The following is a 19,631-nucleotide window of genomic DNA, read 5'->3' as shown; positions in this document are numbered from 1 at the left end:
CACTCCCCCGCCGTCCGGTGACTGCCGCGTCGCGTACACGGTCAACGCCTGGAACAGCGGTCTCACCGCGTCGGTCTCGGTGACCAACACGAGCAGCACGCCGGTCAACGGTTGGGCCCTGGCGTTCACGCTGCCCAGTGGGCAGAGCATCACCAGCGGTTGGAACGCCACCTACTCCCCGTCCAGCGGAGCGGTGACCGCCCGCAACGTCTCCTACAACGCGACGATCGCGCCGAACACCTCGGTCGACATCGGCTTCCAGGCAACCCACACGGGTGGCACCGGCCGTCCGTCCGCGTTCACCCTGAACGGCACCGCCTGCACGGTCGCCTGACACCACCCGTCGCGGTGCCGGGCCCGCTGGCTCGGCGCCGGACAATCGGTGGCTCGGGCGGATTGGATGGTGAGCGCCCGCCATCGCCGATCCCTGGCGGGCGCTCACCACCGCGAGGCCGGCGCCGTTGTGCACGTCGCCGCACCCGCGGGCTCCTGGACCCGGGCGGCACCGCTACCCACCCTCCGGCGAATCGAGCAGAAAGGGGCGGCGACGGAATCCGTCGCCACCCCGTCAGCCTGCGGAGGCGCTCAGGAGGCCGTGCAGGAACGCGGCACCGAGCACCTTGGCCAGCCCTCGCCGGGCTTGGCGGTCACTGCTCCACAGCGTGGTAGAGCCGGCTCACGGTTTCGGCCACGCAGACGGGCTTGCCGCCGCTGTCGCTCTCCACGGTGACCGTCACGACCAGTTGCACGCCGCCGCTCACCGGCGTCACGTCGGCGATGGTGGCGGTGGCGCGTACGGCGGCGCCGACCCGCAGCGGCGCGGGGAAGCGCACCCGGTTCAGCCCGTAGTTGACGCCCATCCCCACCCCCTCGACCCGGTAGAGCCCGCTCGCCAACGCCGGCAACAGCGACAGGGTGAGGTACCCGTGGGCGATCGTCCCGCCGAACGGCCCCGCCGCGGCTCGGACCGGGTCGAGATGGATCCACTGGTGGTCGTCGGTGGCGTCGGCGAAGAGGTCGACGCGGCTCTGCTCGACGCGCTGCCACGGACCGGGCCCGAGGCTCTCACCGGTGGCGGCGGCCAACTCCTCGAAGGAGGTGAAGACTCTCATGCCGGATCTCCCTACAGCTGCTAGAAGGCGTTGACGCCGGTGAGCGCGCGTCCGATGAGGAGTTGCTGAATCTGACTGGTGCCCTCGTAGAGCGTGGCCACCCGGGCATCGCGCAGATACTTGCCGACCGGATACTCGTCGATGTAGCCGTACCCGCCAAAGACCTGGACCGCGTTGTTGGCCGCGCGGACAGCGGCCTCACTGGCGAAGAGCTTGGCCATCGACGCCTCGGTGGCGAACGGCTGGCCGCGGTCGATCAGGTCGGCCACCTGCCACACCAGCAGCCGGGCGGCGGCGGTGTCCACCGCGATGGCGGCGAGCAGTTGTTGGACGAGCTGGTGCCCGGCGATCGGCTTGCCGAACTGGGTGCGCTGCCCGGCGTAACCGACCGCCGCGTCGAGGCAGCCCTGGGCGATGCCGACGCACCCGGCTGCCACCGACATCCGGCCCTTGGCGAGGGTGGCCAGGGCCAGCCGGAATCCGGCGCCCTCGGCGCCGAGGCGGGCCGTGTCGGGCACCCGCACCTCGTCGAAGCCCAGTTCGCCGGTGGCCTGACCGCGCAGGCCGAGCTTGCCGTGGATCTCCCGCCGGGTCAGCCCGGGGCTGTCGGTGGGCACCAGGAACGCGGTGATTCCTCGGTGCCCGGGGCCGCCGGTGCGGGCGAAGACCAGCGCTACGTCTGCGGTGGTGCCGTTGGTGATGAACGTCTTCGTGCCGGTGAGCAGCCAGTCGGTGCCGTCGCGGACCGCACGGGTGCGCAGGGCGGCCGCGTCCGAGCCGCTGTCCGGCTCGGTCAGCGCGAAGCAGCCGAGTGCGTTGCCGGCGCAGAGCCTCGGTAGCCACTCGGCCCGCTGTTCCGCGCTCCCGTGCGCGGCGATCGACTTCGCCACCAGGCCGAGGGAGACCGAGACGATGCCGCGCACCGCCGAGTCGCCCCGGCCCAGCTCTTCCAGGACCAGGCAGTACGCGAGGTGGTCGCCGCCGGAACCGCCGTCGGTCTCGGCGATGGTCAGCCCCAGGAAGCCCAGGTCACCGAGCATGCCGACGATGGCGGGGTCGACCGATTCGCGGCGATCCCAGGCGGCCGCGTGCGGCAGCAGTTCGCGGTCGGCGAACTCGGCGGCCAACTGGCGGACCGCCGCCTGCTCGGCGGAGAGGGTGAGGTCCATGACGCTCAAACTAGCGGTGATAGTTAAACGCGTCCAGACCGGACGTTCACCGGTCGGACGCCAGACCGACGTGCCGCTCGGCGGTGAACGCGCGGGCCAACTCGGTCCGCGAACGGATGCCCAGCCGGTGGAACACGTTGCGCAGGTGGTGGTCGACCGTACGGGTGGAGAGGAACATCCGGGCGGCAATCTCGCGGTTGGTGGCGCCCTCGGCGACCAACTCGGCGATCCGCAGTTGCTGGCCGGTCAACAACCGCGCCGCGGGCAGGTCCGGCGGACCGATCGACTCCCCGGCCGCCCGCAGCTCCGTGGTGGCCTGCTCGGCCCAGCACTCCACTCCGAGCAGGCTGAACATCTCGCGGGCCTGGTGCAGGTGCGTCCGCGCGTCGCGAGGGCGTCGGCTGCGGCGCAACTCCTGGCCGAAGAGCAGTTCGGTGCGGGCCCGCTCGAACGTGCCGGCCTCGGTCGGGTGCAGGCGCAGCGCCGCCTGGAAGTCCCGTTCCGCCTCGGCACCACCCCGGGGGGCGAGCAGCGCATGGCACCGTGCGGACAGGGCCCGGCGCAACGGGCTCGCGGTGCTGCTGGCCCACCTGTCGAACGCGGCGAGCGCGGCCGTCGCCGCCGGCCGGTGCGCCAGGTGCGCCGCCGCCTCCACCAGGTACGGGGTGGCCATCACCTGCACGAGGACCTGACCTCGTCGCGTGCCGAGCCGAGCCAGCGAGGCCAACCGCTCCGCTGCCTCGGCGTGCCGGCCGTCGACCAGGTCGAGCACCGCCAGGGCCCACGCGGCGAGCGCGTACGGGCGGCTGCCCGGCGTCGGCGACTCGCCGATCTCGCGGATCCGTCGCAGGCTGGTCTCCCGATCGGCCCGGATCGCGGCGAGGACGGCGAGCATGCCCAGATGGACGGCGGCGCAGTTGACCTGCCCGGTTGCCCGGGCGACGCGCAGCCCGTCGCGGGAGGTCTCCGCCGCCGCCTCGTGGCGACCCAGCCAGTACTCGGCGACCGCCCGCAGCTCCAACGCCCGCGACAGCATGGACAGCTCACCCCGTTCCCGGGCCAGCTCGACGGCGCGTTCGGCGAGCCGGTGGGCCGCGCCGTCCACGGCCACCAGCAGCCCGGCCGCCGCGGCGCAGCTGAGCGCGGTGGGGGTCAACGCCGAACCGGTCAGCCGGTCGCCCAGCACCACGGCGCGGCGCAGCGCGGGCCCGGCTCGCTCGTGGTCGCCCCGCAGGGTTGCCGCCACCCCGGCGATCAGACAGCCCATGACCTCCAGGGCCGGCGGGTCGTCCGGGCGCCGCAACGCCAGCGCCCGCCGGCCGACCTCGGCGTACCGGTACTGGTCGCCGGTGAAGCAGACCGCCTCGCCGGCCCGCACCAGCCCGGTCAACGCCAGGGCGCGGTCGGTGCCGTCCACCGCCGCGGCGGAGGCCAGCAGCGTGGCCGACGCACTCGACGCGGTGCCGCAGCGCAGCTCCAGCTCACCGCGGAGCAGGTCGGCGCGGCCTCGAACGACCGGGTCGACGCAAACCGTGCGGAGGCGGTCGAGCAGCAGCCGGGCCTCGTCGGGTTGCCCCCCGGCCCAGGCGTAGCGGGCTGCGGTCAGCAGACGGGTGGCGGTCAGCCCGGGATCGTCGCTCAGTTCGGCGGCCCACCGCAGGGCCGCCGAGGCGGCAGCCCAGCCGTCGGATCCGCCGACCGCCGCCTGTTCCAGCTCGTCGGCGAGGGCCGGATCGGCACCAGCGGTCGCGGCGGCGAGGTGCATCGCCCGGCGAAGCCGCTGCGCGTCCGCGACCAGCACCTCGGCGAGCAGTCGGTGCGCCGCGCGGCGCTCCGCGAGCGGCGCGCTGGCCGCGATCATCGTGCGCACCAGCGGCTGCGGAAAGGTGACGCCGCGTTGCTCGACGCGGACCAGGCCGGCGACCTCCGCCGGGGCGAGCGCCTCGACCTCGGCGCCGGCGGCGGCCGCGGCCCGGATCAGGGTGCCCGGCTCGCCGTCCTCGTCGAGCGCGGCGAGCAACAGCACCCGCCGGGTCTCCGGGGGCAGCCGGTCCAGCCGGGCGCGGTACGCGCGACCCAGCGCTCCGTCCGCCGGTGGGGCGGCGGGCAGCGACTCCTCGCCCCGCCACTGCCCCGCGGTGAGCACCTCGGCGAGGTCCACCAGGGCCTGCGGGTTGCCGCCGCCGATCGCGGCCAACGCGGTCAGGGCCGACGCGGCTGGCCGGTCGGGTAGCCGGTCGCCGCCCTCGCGCCCGGTCAGCCGATCGAGTCGATCGGTGAGGACGGCATTGCTCTCGTGCTCGGTCAGCGCGCGCAGTCGGTGTGCCGGTATCCCGTCGAGGTTGGCGGTGACGTCCGCGGTGAGCAGGACGGCGAGCGGCAGGTGCCGCAGTCGGCGGGCCACGAACGCGAGCACCTGCGCGGTCTGCGGATCACCTCGGTCGATGTCGTCCATCGTGGCGAGCAACGGCCGGTCCCGGGCGGCGGCGGCGAGCAGACCGAGCACCGCCATCGACAAGGTCAGCTGCCGGTCGGCCGGGCAGCTCTCCCCGCCCAGTGCGCGCCGTAGCAGTTGGCGCTGCTCGCCGGGGAGCGCGGTGGCCCGGTCGAGCACCGGGTCGACCAGACGTTGCAGGCCGGCGTACGGCAGGGCGGCCTCCTCGGCGAGCCCGCTGCCGGCGAGCACTGTGCAGCCACTCTCGGCGTGCCGATGGGCGTAGCCGAGAAGCGCCGTCCGGCCCGATCCGGGCTCTCCGCGCAACAGCAGGGCACCGCCGGCGTTGGTCATGCCGTCGAGCAGGCTCCGGACAGCCCGGCACTCGTCGTCCCGGCCACGCAGCACGGTTAGTTGCACTCTTGATGCAGTAACCATGCCTGCCAGTGTTACCCATCGGAAACCGAATGGAAAGAGGGGGCGATATCGGGCCGGGCCGGAATCAGTCGGGCGCGACCTCGGCCAGCAGGGCGCCCACGGTCCGGGCCATCACCGCGCGGGCCTGGTCCACGCCGAGACCGAGCCCGTAGCGCAGCATCGACCAGGACTGCCAGGTGCTCGCCACCACCAGGGCGTTGAGCAACTGCTCCCGCCCCGGCCCGGCCTCGGCCAGCTCGACGGCGAAGAGCTCCTCGACCTCGTCGCGGACCCGTTCGATGTGCTTGAGACGGTTGCGGTGCAGCTGTTCGGAGACCGGCTCACGCATCTGGGCGGCACGCGCCGACGGCGCGATGAGCTGGAGCAGTCGAGCCCGCTGCCGGCAGTACGCGTCGACCCGCTTCGCCAACGGCAGCCCGGTCGAGATCGGCCGGTAGGCGGCGTCCTGCTGGCGGAGCACCTCCGCGCCGCTGGCCTCGAAGAGCGTCTCCATGTCCTTGAAGTTGGTCCAGAGGGTGCGCAGCGAGATGCCGGCCCGCTCGGCGATGCGTTCCCCGGTCGGGCGGAGGTCGCCCTCGGAGATGAGCGCGAGGTGCGCCTCGACGATGGCCGCGCGGGTCCGCTCGGCGCGCGCGGTGCGCCCGTCGACCCGGCCCGCCACATCGACCCGGTCCATCCGCCCTCGCCCCCTCACCGCCACGGCGTCCCCCGACGCACCGCCGAGTCTAGACAGCCGTTGATCAGCGGCTCCGGACGCTCCGCCGACGCCGTCATCCGGCCCGGCCGGTCAGCGAGACGCCGCCGTCGCAGACGATGGTCTGCCCGGTGATCCAACTGGCGTCGTCGGAGGCCAGGAAGGCGACCGCGCCCGCCACGTCCGACGGCAGACCGAGGCGCCCGAGCGGGTACCGCGCGGCGACCTCGGCCTCCCGCCCGTCGTAGAGGGCCGCGGCGAAGCGGGTCTTCACCACGCCGGGGGCGACCGCGTTGACCCGGACCGTCGGCCCCAGCTCCACGGCGAGGCTGGCGGTGAGGTGGTTGAGCGCGGCCTTGCTGACCCCGTAGCAGCCGATGCCGGGCGACGGGCCGAGCCCGGCGATCGACGAGACGTTGACGACGCAGCCACCGCGCTCGCTCATGCCGGCGGCGCAGACCTCCTGCACCCAGCCGAGCGCGGCGACCACGTTCACGTCGAGGATCTTGCGCGCCGCGGCCAGGTCCAGCTCGACCAGCGGGCCGTGCACCGGGTTGATGCCGGTGTTGTTGACCAGCAGGTCCACCGGCCCGAACACCGCGCTGACCTGGCTCACCGCGGCGGCCCGATGCTCGGGATCGTCGGCCCGGCCCGGCACCGCAAGGGAGTGTGCCGGACCGCCCAGGGTGGCGACTGCCTCGGCCAGCCCCTCGGGGCGGCGGGCGGTCAGGCCCACCCGCGCGCCTTCGGCGACGAGTCGTTGGGCGATGGCCAGACCGATTCCGCGACTGGCGCCGGTGACGATGGCGACCCGGCCCGCGAGTCGGCCCGAATATGCATTCACGGTGCAGATAGTAGGAGCGTCGATCGGTATCGGTCAACGCCTCCGACGATCGACCGGCAGGCCGCGCCGGCAGCATGCGCGCAGCCGTCCGACCGGGCGTGGTCAGGCGGGACCACGCCCGGTCGGACGTCGGAGCTGCGGGGCCTCAGGAGACGGTCGGCACCCCGTTCGCCGGCGGCGCGGCCGGGGTGGCGGTGTACTCGTTGACCGCCCCGTCCGCCTCGTCCGTCTCGTACGCCGGCCCGAAGTAGCTCTGCACTCCCCCGCTCACCCGGCTCAACCGCTGGCCGCCGTACCCGGAGTGGTCCTTAGCCGAGAAGCGCAGCGGCACCAGCCCGGGGCCCTGGTAGCCGCCCTTCTGCACGGCGTCCAGCACCTTCTCCCGGGTGAGGTCCTTGCCGGCGGCGAGCAGCACCTGCACGAAGAGGTAGCCGACCGACATGCCGTACACGGTGTTGCCGTCGAAGGGCGCGTCCCCGTTGTGCTCCTTGTTGACCTTCGTGAAGAGCTGGACCCACGGGTTCGCGGTCTCGTTCTGCATCGGCAGGTAGTTGGTGCCGACCATGCCCTCCAGCAGCGGCGCGGCGGCGCCGAGCTGCTTGGCCAGGGTCGGGTGGTCGGCGCCGACGTTGGAGACCAGCCACTGCGGCTTGAAGCCCAGCCGGGCCGCCGTGCCGACGGAGAGCGCGGTGAAGCCGGGCACTGTGGCGAGCACGACGACCTGGCAACCGGCCGCCTTGAACGCGCCGATCTGCGGCGCCACGTTGGTGTTGCTGGTGACGTACGTCTGCTTGACCGCCACGGCCGTGGCGCCGAGCACCTTCTCCACGCCGGCCAGGCTGTCCCGGCCGAAGTCGTCGTCCTGACCGAGGAAGCAGACCTTCTGGCCGGCCAGGTTCGTCTTCGCGTAGTTGGCGAGAATCTTGCCCTCGACCGTGTAGTCCGGGTTGAACCCGAACGTGCCCGGATACTTGTCCGGCTGGTCCCAGCTGCGGCTGCCGGAGGCGACGAACAGATCGGGCACCCGGTTGCTCTTGAGGAAGTCGAGCACACCGGTGTGCGTCGGTGTGCCCAGACCATTGAGGACGGCGAAGACCTTGTCCTGGAGGACCAGCTGACGGACCACCTGCTGGGTGTTCGCCGGGTTGTAACCGTCGTCCATGATCTTGTAGGTGATCTTGCGGCCGTGCACTCCCCCGTTGGCGTTGACGTAGTCGAAGTACGCCTTCGTCGCCGGGGCGATCTTCGAGTAGCCGGCCGAGGCCGGACCGGTCAGCGGCATGTGGGTGCCGACGACGATCTCGGTGTCGGTGACGCCCGGCACCGACGCTCCGCCGGAGCCGGGGCCGTCGTCGCCGCTACAGCCGGCTGCGGTGATGAGCAGGGCAAGGGTGCTGGCGATCGCGAGGCCGCGATGCGCTTTACGGTGCATGGGAAACACCGACCTTTCTCGGTCCGGTTGTCTGTGGGAACGGTGTGGTGGTGGGGCGCCCGGCCGAGGCCGGACCGAGGACAGCTCAGGAACGCCGGGTCGGCCGCCTGGCCAGCAGCGACCGGCCGAGACGCGACAGCAGACCCTGCACACCGCCGGGGGCGGCGATCATGACGACGATCAGGGTGAGTCCGAAGATCGCCAGGGGAAGGTTGCCCTCCAGCCGCTGCGCCACCGCGGGCGAGAGCGTGAGCATCTCGGTCACCGAGTGGGTCAGATCGGGCAGGGCGACCAGCAGGACGGCCCCCCACAGCGCGCCGGTCAGTCGACCCAGGCCACCGATCACGACGGCCATCAGCAGGAACAGCGACAGGGTCAGCGAGAACGCCCCGGGTGAGACGCTCTGCGCGAGCACCGCCAGCAGCGCACCGCCGAGCCCGGCGGTGGCAGCGCTGACCACGAACGCGAGGACCTGGGTGCGGGCCACGTGGATGCCGGCGAGGCGGGCCGCCACCTCGTCGTCGCGGACGGCCCGGAAGGTACGCCCGTACCGGCTGCGGATCAGGTTCGCCAACAGCAGCAACGCGAGCAGGGTGGCCGCGCCGGTGACCCAGAGCTGCCACCGCTCGTAGGGGAAGTACGGGCCGAGCGACAGCGGCGGCGGCTCCACCGGCACCGACAGCCCCTGCTCGCCGTTGAACACGCCGTCGAAGGTGACCGCCAGCGCCGGCACCACCACGGCAACCGCGAGGGTGACCCCGGCCAGATAAGGGCCGCGCAGTCGGGCCGCGGCCACGCCGACCACCGCGCCGACCGCGACCGTGCTGACGATCGCGGCACCCAGCGACAGCGGCAACAGCCAGCCGCCGGTCATCCCCCGGTCGGCGAACGCGGTCTGGCACAGCGCCACGGTGTACGCCCCGGTGGCCATCAGCGCGCCGTGCCCGAGCGACAGTTGACCGTTGAGCCCGGTGAGGACGGTCAGCCCGGCGGTCGCGCAGAGGTAGGCGGCCACCGTGGCGAGCTGGAAGTTGCGGAACGGCTCGACGGAGTAGCTGACCGCCACCAGCAGCAACCCGGCGGCCAGCACCACCGCGAGGTGACGCAGCAGGGTGGAGCCGCGTCGCCGGTCGACCGGCCGGCCGCCCGGGTCGTCGAGCTGCTCTTTCGGCGGCAGGGCCGCCCTCGTGGCGCTCACACCCGCCTCGCCGCGACCGGGGCGAACAGCCCACCGGGCCGGACCAGCAGCACCGCCAGCAGCAGGACCAGCACCGCGAGCGGGGTCAGGTCACTGCCGGCGTAGCCGCTCACGTAGGAGAGCAACAGCCCCACCGCCAGACCACCGACCACCGCCCCCGGTGGACTGTCCAACCCGCCGACCACCGCCGCGGTGAACGCCGAGACGAACACCAGGTCCATCGCGTGCGGGTGCAGGCCCAGCTCGGTCGGCAGGACCAGCATGGCGGCCAACGCGCCCACCCCGGAGGCGAGCGCCCAACCGAGGGTCAGCATCCCACCGACGTTGACCCCGAGCAGCCGGGAGACCTCCGGAGCGAAGGCCGCCGCGCGCATCCGCAACCCCACCGGGGTACGGGCGAACATCCAGGCCAGGCCACTGACCACCACGCCGATCGTGGCGAAGACGAACAGGTCGTACGGGGACAGCACGGCGACCCCGCCCACGGTGAGGGCGGAGCGGCTGAACGGGGCCTCGGCGGGGCGGAACTCGCTGCCGTACACCATGCCGAGCACGGCCTGGATCAACAGCACCAGCCCGAGCGCGACGATCACCGGGTTGAGCGGTGAGGCGTGATCGACGTGCCGCATCACCACGCGGTCCACCAGCGCACCGAGCAGCAGGCCGGCGACGATCGCGACCACGAAGCCCAGCCAGTAGGAACCGGTCGCGGTGCTGACGGTGTAGGCGACGTACGCGGCGGCGACGGCCATCGCTCCCTGGGCGAAGTTGACGACCCGCGCCGCCCGCCAGATGAGCACCAGGGCCAGTGCGAACGCGGCGTACACCGCGCCCCGGGACAGGCCGTCGACGGTGAGGAAGACGAAGCGGTCCAACAGTTCTCCCTCCGGGGGACGAGGTGGTGGTCAGAAACCGAGGTAGGCGTGGCGCAGGTCGACGTCGTCGCGTAGCTGCACCGCCGGGGCGGCGATCACCACCCGCCCGAGGGACATCACGACGCCCTGGTCGGCGACGGCGAGCGCGCTGCGCACGTTCTGCTCGACCAGCAGGACGGTCAGCCCGGTGCGGTCGCGCAGTTGGCGGAGCAGGGCCATGGTCCGGGCGACCACCCGTGGCGCCAGGCCGAGCGACGGTTCGTCCAGCAGCAGCAGACGCGGTCGGCCGACCAGGGCGCGACCGAGCGCGAGCATCTGCCGCTCGCCGCCGGAGAGCTGGTGACCGAGGTGCCGACGGCGTCGGGCCAGCGGCTCGAAGAGCTGGTAGACCTCGTCGAGGGCCCGCCCGGCGTCGGCCCGGTCGCGTCGCCACAGCCCGCCCAGCCGCAGGTTCTCGTCGACGGTCAGCTCGCTGATCACACCCCGGCCCTCCGGGACGTGCGCCATGCCGCGTCGGACGAGCTGCTCCACCGGCGTACCGCGAAGGTCCTCCCCGGCCAGCAGGACCTGGCCGGCGGCCGGGCGGATCATGCCGGAGAGCGCGCGCAGGAGAGTGGTCTTGCCGGCGCCGTTGGCACCGACGACCGCGGCGATGGTGCCGGCCGGGACGGTGAGGTCGATGGCCCGCAACACGGGCGCGGCACCGTAACCGGCGACCAGCCCCCGCACGACGAGCAGGTCGGTAGCGGTCATTGGGAGGCCTCCTCGACGGTGGCACCGAGGTACGCGTCGGTGACCGCGGGGTCGTCGCGGATCTCGTCCGGGGTGCCGGCGGCGATGACCCGGCCGAAGTCGAGGACCACGAGCTCGTCGCAGACGGCCATCACCAGGTCCATGTGGTGCTCGACCAGGAGCACGGCGCAGGGGTCGGTCTCCCGTCGGGGCAGTTGCCGGACCAGCTCCGCCAGCTCGGCGATGTCGTCCGCCCCGAGGCCACCGGCCGGCTCGTCGAGCAGGAGCAGCCGGGGCCGGGCGGCGAGCGCGCGGGCCAGGGCGACCCGCTGGCGTACGGCGAAGGGCAGGGTGGTCGGCGCGGCCTCGGCGTGTTCGGCGATGCCCAGCTCGTCGAGGATGGCCAGGGCGTCCCCGCGGAGCCGGCGCTCGTCGCGGTCGCTGGCCGGCAGCCCGAGCAGCGCCGGGACGAAGCCGGCACGGGCGGTGTGCGAAGCGCCGGTCATCACGTTCTCGAGCACGCTCAGCCCGGCGAAGAGCCCGGTGCCCTGCAAGGTCCGGGCGATGCCGAGCCGGGTCAGCCGGTGCGGCCGTGGCCGCAGCGGCCGGCCGTCGAGGGTGAGTGAACCCGTCTCCGGTGCGACGAAGCCGCAGATGACGTTGAACAGCGTGGTCTTGCCGGCGCCGTTGGGCCCGATGACGCCCACCACCCGGTTGGGTGGCACCCGCAGTGACACGTCGTCGAGGGCGGTGAGGCCGCCGAAACGGACGCCGATGTGGTGCAGTTCGAGGCCGCGCTCCATCACCCATCCCTCTGTCGTGGCGGGTGTTTATTTACACTCGCAGTGTACGTTTCTCGGGTTTGGCGTCAAGACCTTCAATGCCCCCTTCACGCACGTGGACGGGGCGGTCGCCAGCGGCGACCGCCCCGTGACCGCCGTCAGGCGCTGGGACAGGTGTTGCGGTACTCCTGGATCTGCGAGCCGCTCGGGCCGGGGCAGAGGAACTGCTCGTAGCGGGTGTCGTCATCGACGAACCGCTTCAGCCAGGCCACCATCTGCCGGGCGGTCGGCGTATTCGTGGTCTGCGGGAAGAAGTGACTCGCCCCGTTCAGCTCCAGGTACGCCTTCTCGGCGGAGGCCGGGATGCTGTTGTAGAAGGGCACCGAGTGCGACGAGACCGGCGCGACGCTGTCGCTCTCGCCACCGACGATCAGCGTGGGCACCCGCAGTTCGGACCAGCTCTTGTCCAGGTTCCACGGTGCCAGCGGCACCGCGGCCTGCAACGACGGCCGCGACGAGGCCGCCTCCAGGCTGCCCCCGCCACCCATGGAGTGACCGGCCACCGCGAGTCGACTGCTGTCGATCCGGGTGCGCACCGAGCTGCGCTCGGTGAGGTAGTCCAGCGCGGCGAGCAACTGCCGGCCGCGGCTGTCCGGCTGGTCCAGCCGAGTGTTGGTCTCGATGCCGATCACCACGAAACCGTGCGAGGCGATGCGTGGCCCGAGCCAGCTGATGCTGGACCAGGCGGCGGTGTAACCGGGCGAGATGGCGATGGCACCGAAGGTGCCCTCGCTGGTGCTGGTCGGGTAGTAGATGACGCCGCCGCCGAAGCCGGTGACACTCAGCGAGGACACGCTCTGCGAGGACGTCGTGAACGGGCCACGGCTGGCCTCCAGGATCGCCGTGGTCGGGGCGGGGCCCCGCTCGTACGGGCCGGCGGCCTGGGCTGCGCCGGGCGATCCGGCCAGGACGCCGCCGGCGGCCAGGACTGCGGCCAGCGCGAACCGGGTGGCACGGGCTGCGACGGAACGGGGACGGGTGGTGGTAGGTGAGGACACGTCGGGCACTCCCTAAAGTCGAGGGATATCGACGTGTGTCAGTTTTGGCTGCCGGGCCGATCCCGGCATCGGCGAAATCACCAGTCCCGGCGCAGGATGCCGGCGCGAGTTGTGTTTCGACCCTCTGACCAGGGGTAGCAGGGCAGGCGCCGGCCCGCACACGCGCCATGGAGAGGTTCATTCAGTGGATTCCAGCAAGCCCGCCGAGGCGGTCAAGAACGTCGTGAAGACCGCCTCAGGAAAGATCGCAGACGCCCTCACCCCGGACGTCCCCGGTGCGCCGGGGAGCGCGCCACCGCCGCTCAAGGAGCCGACGACGCCACACGACCCGCTGCCGCCGAAGTCGGAACAGGGGGCACCGCAGACGCGCACGCCGACCGGCGCGGAGACCGGTGCGCCGACGATCGCGAACGGTCAGCAGGGTGCCTACCTCACGACCGCGAACGGGGCACGGCTGCGCGACACCGACCACTCGCTCAAGGCCGGCCCGCGCGGCCCGGTGCTCCTCCAGGACCACCACCTACGCGAGAAGATCACGCACTTCGACCACGAGCGCATTCCGGAGCGCGTGGTGCACGCCCGGGGCGCCGGTGCGCACGGTGTGTTCACCGCGTACGGCACCGCCGAGGCGGTCACCAGGGCCGGCTTCCTCAAGAAGGGGCGTGAGACCGAGGTCTTCGTCCGATTCTCCACCGTGCTCGGTTCGCGGGGTTCGGCCGACACGGTCCGCGACACCCGTGGCTTCGCCACGAAGTTCTACACCGACGAGGGCACCTTCGACCTGGTCGGCAACAACATGCCGGTCTTCTTCATCCAGGACGCGATCAAGTTCCCGGACATCATCCACGCCGGCAAGCCGCACCCCGACCGGGAGATCCCGCAGGCGCAGAGCGCCCACGACACCTTCTGGGACTTCGTGTCGCTGCACACCGAGGCACAGCACCACACCATCTGGAACATGTCCGACCGGGGCATTCCGCGTTCGTACCGGACGATGGAGGGCTTCGGCGTGCACACCTTCCGCCTCGTCAACGAGGCCGGTGAGACGGTGCTGGCCAAGTTCCACTGGAAGCCGAAGCTGGGCGTGCACTCGCTGACCTGGGAGGAGGCGCAGCTGCTCGGCGGCATGGACCCGGACTTCCACCGCCGCGACCTCTACGACGCCATCGAGGCCGGCGCGTACCCCGAGTGGGAGCTGGGCATCCAGGTCTTCCCGGACACTCCCGAGGAGACCTTCGCCGGCATCGACCTGCTCGACCCGACGAAGATCGTGCCGGAGGAGCTGGCCGAGGTGCAGCCCATCGGGCGGCTGGTGCTCAACCGGACCCCGACGAACTTCTTCGCCGAGACCGAACAGGTCGCCTTCCACCTGGGTCACCTGCCCCCGGGCATCGACGTCACCAACGACCCGTTGTTGCAGGGCCGGCTCTTCTCGTACCTCGACACGCAGCTCACCCGGCTGGGCGGGCCCAACTTCACGCAGATCCCGATCAACCGTCCGCACGCCGCCGTGAACGACATGCTGCGTGACGGCTTCCACCAGCACGCCGTGCACGCGGGCGTGGCGCCGTACCGACCGAACTCGCTCGACGGCGGCAACCCGTTCCCCGCCGGGGACGCCGAGCACGCCTTCGTCGACGTGCCGGTCACTGTCGCGCAGGCACCGAAGGTACGCGCGAACCCGGCCTCGTTCGACGACCACTACAGCCAGGTCCGCCTGTTCTGGCTGAGCATGTCGCCGGTCGAGAAGGAACACATCATCCGGGCGTACACCTTCGAGCTGGGCAAGTGCTACCACCAGGCGATCAAGGAGCGTCAGCTGCAGAGCCTCGCCAACATCGACCCGGTGCTGTGCGAGCAGGTCGCCACCGGCCTGGGCCTGCCCGCGCCGCAGCCGACCGTGCCGCTCCCCGACGTCACGCCCAGCCCGGCGCTGTCGCAGGTCGGTCGGGAGTGGCCGAGTGACGGCCGGACCGTCGGGATCGTCGTCGACCCCGCCGGTGACCTGGACGGCGTCGACGAGGTCCGCCGGGCCGTGTTCGACGCCGGCATGGTGCCGCTGCTGATCGCACCGCACGGCGGCATGGTGGGTGACCTGCCGGTGCAGCGCACCTTCGCCACCGGCCGGTCGGTCGAGTTCGACGTGATCCTGCTGGCCGGAGCGCCGGCACCCGCCCCGGACGCGCTGCCCGCCCGGGACGCCAAGGCGGGACGGCCCGACCCGACCACCGTGGACCCCCGCGTGCTGCTGCTGGTCGAGGAGTGCTGGCGGCACGCCAAGGCGATCGGTGCCTGGGGCGCCGGCGTCACCGTGCTGGAGCAGGCCGGCGTCGCCGGCACCCCCGGCGTCGTGGCGGCGGGCTCCGGCGCCGAGGCCCTGACCGCGGTGCAGCAGTTGATGGCCGCACACCGCGTGTGGGAACGGTTCCCCGCCTCGGTCGCCTGACCCTGACCGCACCGTCCGAGAGGGCTGGTCTCCCCGTCACGCGGGAGCCCAGCCCTCTCGGAGAACGTCTTTGCGGAATCAGCCGATGTCAGCCAACCGGGGCAGCACCTCGTCACCGAGCCGCCGGGCGAACTCGATCGGGTCCCGATCCGGCGTCACCTGCACCTCGCTCACACCGAGCGCTGCGTACCCGGACACCTCGGCGAGAAACGCGTCGGTGTCGTCCAGCGGCGCCTGGGAGGCGACCACCGTCTTCTCGATGGTGTCGTAGTCGCGGCCCTCGGCAGCGCAGTGCCCGCGCAGCACATCCAGCTTGCGCGAGATGTCGTCGATGCCGCCACGGCCGAACAGGTTGCAGGCGTCCGCGTACCGGGCCACCAGCAGCAGGGTCTTCTTCTCGCCGCCGCCACCGATCATGATGGGCGGGCGCGGGCGGCTCAACGGCTGCGGCGAGTTGATGGTCTCGGCGAGCTGGTAGTGCTGCCCGTTGAACGGGCCGTCGTCGGCACTCCACATCTGAAGGCAGATGCGCAGCGTCTCCTCCAACCGCTCGAACCGCTCGGCCACCGGGACGACCGGCACGCCCAGCCCTAGCTGCTCCCGCTCGTACCAGGAGGCGCCGATGCCGAGGCGCGCCCGGCCTCCGGAGAGCACGTCGAGGGTCGTCACGGTCTTGGCGAGCAACCCCGGATAGCGGTACATCACGCCGGTGACCAGCACGCCCAGCGTCATCCGCTGGGTCATGGCCGCGACGTAGCCCAGCGTGGTGTACGCCTCCAGCATCGGCTCCTCGGCCGCGAACACCGCGTCCATCTGGAAGAAGTGGTCCATCACCGTGAACGACGCGACGCCGGCCTGCTCGGCGACTGTCGCCGTCTGCGCCAGGGTCGGTGCGATCGCGGCCGGGTCGGCCGGGGTCGAGTAGTTCCAGTAGTGCAGCCCGAGCTTCATGTTCGGCACCTCCCCAACGAGCCTAGTGCCGCCCGGCGTCCGGCGAGGGCGGCTCGGAACCGGGTCCGGCGTCCATTACCGGTTCATGACAATTCGTGGATCACGTGCGGATATCCAGCTGGCAGCTTTCGGTGAGTGATCCGACAGCTGACCGAATCCCGGCCCGTCGAGCTGGAGCCCGACGCGACGCGCGTCCGGTTCCGCCACCGCCAACCGACCGGACCCGCCCCTGCCTCCGCACCCGCCGCCGGATCGCACCGGGCGCAGTGGGCGGATGCCGCGAAGGGCGTCTGCATCATCCTCGTCGTCCTGTGGCACGTCGTCGTGAAGGACTACCTCCAGATCGACTGGCACATCGGCGTACCGGTGCCGGGCCTCTGGGGAACGTTGGGTGAGCAGTTCCTCCCGCTGCGGATGCCGCTGTTCTTCACCATTTCGGGCGTCTTCGCGGCCAACGCCGCCCTGCGGCCGTGGCGGGTGGTCGCCCGCAGCCGGATCGCCGGGTTCCTCTACCTGTACGCCGTCTGGCTGCTGATCCACACCGTGGTCCTCGCGGCCGCGCCGGAACTGCCGACCGACCGCGCCACTTCGGCACTTGGCCTGCTGGAGCAGCTCACCATCACGCCGTCCAACCTCTGGTACCTGTACGCCCTGGCGCTGTACTTCACGATCGCCAAGTTGGCCCGCCGGCTGCCCCGGGCCCTGGTCCTGGTCCCCGCCGCCGCGCTGTCCGCCGTCGCCGCCGCCGGCCTGCTCGACACCCCGGGCAACCGCGCCGGCCTCTACCAGAACCTGGTCTTCTTCCTCGCCGGCCTGTATCTGCGGCCGCAGATCCAGCGGTGGGCCGCCACCGCCAGCCGCCGCCGGCTGTTGCTGACCTCGGGTGGGTACGTCCTGGCGCTCGCCGCGATGGCCGTGGCCGGCGCCCAGCAGTGGTTCGGGGTGTGGCCGGCGGTCTCCGTGGTGGCAGTGATCTTCGGCATAACCGCCGCTGCCCGGCTGTCGCTGTGGTCGGCGCTCAGCAGACCGCTGGCTAGGCTCGGCCGCATCACCCTGCCGATCTACGTCATTCACATGCCGGTCCTGGCCCTGCTGCACCGGTTGTTGCTCGTACCGGTTTCCGGGCTGGGTGGGTCCGTTCAGGGCCTGATCGTGCTCGGTTATCCGATTCTGCTGAGCGGGCTGGTGATCGGTCTGAGCCTGGCCGTCCACCGCGGGCTGCTGGCGGTTCGCGCGGGCTGGCTGTTCGCGCTGCCCGGCACGCGCCGGGTGGAGGCGGCCGGATGAGCGCCCTCGCCGAAGCCCTGATCGACCTGGAAGCGATCACCAGCAACGTGCGGACGATCGCGTCGGTCACCGGCACCGGACTGATGGCAGTGGTGAAGGCCGACGGGTTCGGCCACGGCGCGGTGAAGGTGGCCCGAGCGGCGTTGCGCGCCGGCGCCTCCTGGCTGGGAGTGACCTCGACGGCCGAGGCGCTGACACTGCGCGACGCGGGTGTGACCGCGCCCACCTTGAGCTGGCTGCACGGCCCGAATGACGACTTCGGTATGTTGATCAAGAGTGGCGTCGACGTCGGCGTGTCCACGACGACGCACCTGCACGCCGTCGCCGACGCGGCCCGTCTGCTCGGCGCACCGGCAATGGTGCAGCTCAAGGCGGACACCGGGTTGTCCCGCAACGGGGCCGCCGGGGACGACTGGCCCGAGTTGGTCGGCTGGGCCCGCAAGTACGAACGAGAGGGCGGGATCCGGGTGCGCGGGGTGTGGTCCCATCTCGCCGACGCCGACCTGCCGGGCGCCCCCGCGCTCACCCGTCAGGTGGCGATCTTCGAGGAGGCGCTGCGGACCGCACGGTCGGCTGGCCTGGACCCCGATCTCGTCCACCTGGCCAACTCGGCGGCCGCGCTCTCCGCACCGCGGACCCGCTTCGACCTCTGCCGGATCGGGATCGCCCTCTACGGCGTGGACCCGTTCGGCGTCAGCGGTCCGGGCGAGTTCGGGCTGCACCCCGCGATGACCCTGCGGACGAGTGTGGTCAACGTCAAGCGGGTGCCGGCCGGCACGGGCGTCTCCTACGGGCCCGAGCACGTGACCGGCACACCGACCACGCTGGCGCTGCTGCCCCTCGGCTACGCCGACGGGCTGCCCCGGGCCGCGGGGGGTCGCGCCGCGGTGTGGCTCGCCGGCCGGCGGTGCCCGATCGTCGGCCGCATCGCCATGGACCAGTGCGTGGTCGACGCCGGGGATCTTCCCGTGACGATCGGCGACCCGGTCGTGGTGTTCGGCCCGGCCGAGGGTGACCAGCACCCTCCGACGGTCGTCGAGTGGGCCCGCTGGGCCGACACCAACCCACACGAGATCTTGACCGGCATCGGGGCCCGGGTGGCCCGCGAGCACCTCCACGGAAGGGCACGGAACTCATGACAACCCGACTTGCAGTGCTGTACGGCGGGCAGAGCGGCGAGCACGACGTGTCCTGCCGCTCGGCGGCGAGCATCCTCGCCCACCTGGACCGTGAGCGGTACCAGGTCACCGAGGTGCTCATCGACCGCGACGGCGGCTGGCACGTCGGCGGCCGACCGACGCCCCTGCCTGCGGCGTTGCGCGTCCTGCGCGCCCAGGACGTGGTGTTCCCGGCCCTGCACGGCCCGTACGGCGAGGACGGCACCGTGTCGTCGCTGCTGGAATGGCTCGGCGTGCCGTACGTCGGCAACGGCGTCTTCGCCAGCGCCGCCGGCATGGACAAGGGGGTCACCAAGCGGCTCCTCGCAGCGGAGGGCCTGCGGGTCAGCCCGGGGGTGACCCTGCGTCCCGGCGAGGCCCTGTCGCCCGAGGACCAGGGTCGGCTGGAGCTGCCGGTCTTTGTCAAGCCGGCCCGGGCCGGGTCGAGCCTGGGCGTCGTCAGGGTGGACGACTGGGCGGGAGTTCCCGCCGCGCTGGAGCAGGCCCGCCAGGTCGACCCGAAGGTGCTCGTCGAGCAGGGAGCGCGGGGACGCGAGATCGACGTGGCCGTCCTCCAGCACCCGGACGGCCGGGTGCAGGCCGGCCCGCCGCTGGAGATCCGGGTGACCGGTGCCGGCTTCTTCGACTACGACGCGAAGTACGACGGCGGGGCGATCTTCCAGATTCCCGCCCCGCTCGACGCGGCGACCACCGAGGTGCTTCAGGACCGTGCGATCCGCGCCTTCCAGGCCCTCGACTGCCGTGGGCTGCTGCGGGTCGACTTCTTCCTGCCCACCGAGGGGTCGCCCGAGCCCATCGTGAACGAGGTCAACACGTTCCCCGGCTTCACCGCCGCGTCCCAGTTCCCACAGATCTGGCAGCAGGCCGGCATCGGCTTCGCCGCCCTGATCGACATCCTGGTAGCCGGCGCGCTGGCCGACCAGGACCACGGCCACCACAGCGGGTTGCCCCGGCCGGCCCGAGCGGTCGACCACCTGGTGTGACTCGCGGTCGGTGCCCGG

Annotated in this window: 17 protein-coding genes; 5 read left to right on the top strand and 12 right to left on the bottom strand. The window is 72.3% G+C overall.

Annotated elements, in window-relative coordinates; translation table 11 throughout:
* The coding region (locus tag DLJ58_RS26635; RefSeq protein ID WP_208741342.1) for a cellulose binding domain-containing protein at window positions 1–334 on the top strand (334 nt) is incomplete at its 5' end.
* 313 nt (window positions 335–647) lie between these two features.
* On the opposite strand, the gene DLJ58_RS26630 is transcribed toward DLJ58_RS26635, so the two are convergent.
* From DLJ58_RS26630 to DLJ58_RS26580, 11 genes are all read right to left on the bottom strand, one after another.
* The gene (locus tag DLJ58_RS26630) at window positions 648–1,112 is read right to left on the bottom strand and encodes a MaoC family dehydratase (protein ID WP_124860344.1); all 465 of its coding nucleotides are present in this window, start codon (window positions 1,110–1,112) and stop codon (window positions 648–650) included.
* Window positions 1,113–1,132: 20 nt separating this feature from the next.
* On the bottom strand, window positions 1,133–2,281 hold the full coding sequence (locus DLJ58_RS26625; RefSeq protein ID WP_124860342.1) for an acyl-CoA dehydrogenase family protein: 1,149 nt from the start codon (window positions 2,279–2,281) through the stop codon (window positions 1,133–1,135).
* A 46-nt stretch (window positions 2,282–2,327) separates the two neighbouring features.
* Complete coding sequence (locus DLJ58_RS26620) at window positions 2,328–5,153, bottom strand: AAA family ATPase (protein WP_124860340.1); 2,826 nt, start codon at window positions 5,151–5,153, stop codon at window positions 2,328–2,330.
* Between the two features lie 64 nt (window positions 5,154–5,217).
* Window positions 5,218–5,829, bottom strand: a complete 612-nt coding sequence (locus DLJ58_RS26615) for a TetR/AcrR family transcriptional regulator (RefSeq protein ID WP_124860338.1) — start codon at window positions 5,827–5,829, stop codon at window positions 5,218–5,220.
* A 94-nt stretch (window positions 5,830–5,923) separates the two neighbouring features.
* On the bottom strand, window positions 5,924–6,691 hold the full coding sequence (locus DLJ58_RS26610) for an SDR family oxidoreductase (RefSeq protein WP_124860336.1): 768 nt from the start codon (window positions 6,689–6,691) through the stop codon (window positions 5,924–5,926).
* A gap of 145 nt (window positions 6,692–6,836) precedes the next feature.
* Window positions 6,837–8,123 carry an ABC transporter substrate-binding protein gene (locus DLJ58_RS26605; RefSeq protein WP_124860334.1) on the bottom strand — a complete coding sequence of 429 codons (1,287 nt, stop codon included), beginning with the start codon at window positions 8,121–8,123 and terminating at the stop codon, window positions 6,837–6,839.
* An 85-nt stretch (window positions 8,124–8,208) separates the two neighbouring features.
* Complete coding sequence (locus DLJ58_RS26600; protein WP_124860332.1) at window positions 8,209–9,321, bottom strand: branched-chain amino acid ABC transporter permease; 1,113 nt, start codon at window positions 9,319–9,321, stop codon at window positions 8,209–8,211.
* The gene (locus tag DLJ58_RS26595; protein ID WP_124860330.1) at window positions 9,318–10,196 is read right to left on the bottom strand and encodes a branched-chain amino acid ABC transporter permease; all 879 of its coding nucleotides are present in this window, start codon (window positions 10,194–10,196) and stop codon (window positions 9,318–9,320) included. Before DLJ58_RS26595 ends, DLJ58_RS26600 begins: the two co-directional genes overlap by 4 nt.
* A 30-nt stretch (window positions 10,197–10,226) precedes the next feature.
* A complete protein-coding gene (locus DLJ58_RS26590; protein ID WP_030490741.1) occupies window positions 10,227–10,949 on the bottom strand; it encodes an ABC transporter ATP-binding protein in 723 nt (240 codons plus the stop codon).
* Window positions 10,946–11,731 carry an ABC transporter ATP-binding protein gene (locus tag DLJ58_RS26585; protein WP_124860328.1) on the bottom strand — a complete coding sequence of 262 codons (786 nt, stop codon included), beginning with the start codon at window positions 11,729–11,731 and terminating at the stop codon, window positions 10,946–10,948. Before DLJ58_RS26585 ends, DLJ58_RS26590 begins: the two co-directional genes overlap by 4 nt.
* 137 nt (window positions 11,732–11,868) lie before the next feature.
* Window positions 11,869–12,768 (bottom strand): alpha/beta hydrolase family protein, encoded by a 900-nt coding sequence (locus tag DLJ58_RS26580; protein WP_124860326.1) that lies wholly within the window; start codon window positions 12,766–12,768, stop codon window positions 11,869–11,871.
* Window positions 12,769–12,952: 184 nt separating this feature from the next.
* Between DLJ58_RS26580 and DLJ58_RS26575 the strand changes: the two genes are divergently transcribed.
* Complete coding sequence (locus DLJ58_RS26575; RefSeq protein ID WP_124860325.1) at window positions 12,953–15,214, top strand: catalase; 2,262 nt, start codon at window positions 12,953–12,955, stop codon at window positions 15,212–15,214.
* Between the two features lie 78 nt (window positions 15,215–15,292).
* On the opposite strand, the gene DLJ58_RS26570 is transcribed toward DLJ58_RS26575, so the two are convergent.
* Window positions 15,293–16,165, bottom strand: a complete 873-nt coding sequence (locus DLJ58_RS26570; protein WP_124860323.1) for an LLM class F420-dependent oxidoreductase — start codon at window positions 16,163–16,165, stop codon at window positions 15,293–15,295.
* 135 nt (window positions 16,166–16,300) lie between these two features.
* Here DLJ58_RS26570 and DLJ58_RS26565 point away from each other — a divergent pair, with 135 nt between their 5' ends.
* The 3 genes from DLJ58_RS26565 to DLJ58_RS26555 are packed head-to-tail and all read left to right on the top strand — an operon-like array spanning window position 16,301 to window position 19,613.
* On the top strand, window positions 16,301–17,452 hold the full coding sequence (locus tag DLJ58_RS26565; RefSeq protein ID WP_124860321.1) for an acyltransferase family protein: 1,152 nt from the start codon (window positions 16,301–16,303) through the stop codon (window positions 17,450–17,452).
* Window positions 17,449–18,591 carry an alanine racemase gene (gene alr, locus DLJ58_RS26560; protein ID WP_124860319.1) on the top strand — a complete coding sequence of 381 codons (1,143 nt, stop codon included), beginning with the start codon at window positions 17,449–17,451 and terminating at the stop codon, window positions 18,589–18,591. The genes DLJ58_RS26565 and alr overlap by 4 nt, the downstream gene beginning before the upstream one ends.
* The gene (locus DLJ58_RS26555) at window positions 18,588–19,613 is read left to right on the top strand and encodes a D-alanine--D-alanine ligase family protein (protein WP_124860317.1); all 1,026 of its coding nucleotides are present in this window, start codon (window positions 18,588–18,590) and stop codon (window positions 19,611–19,613) included. The genes alr and DLJ58_RS26555 overlap by 4 nt, the downstream gene beginning before the upstream one ends.
* Window positions 19,614–19,631: the final 18 nt, after the last annotated feature.

The organism is Micromonospora arida, from assembly GCF_003857035.1.
Taxonomy (GTDB): Bacteria; Actinomycetota; Actinomycetes; order Mycobacteriales; family Micromonosporaceae; genus Micromonospora; species Micromonospora arida.
Note: the sequence above shows the minus strand (reverse complement) of the source record. Positions and strands in the feature narration are given on the sequence as shown.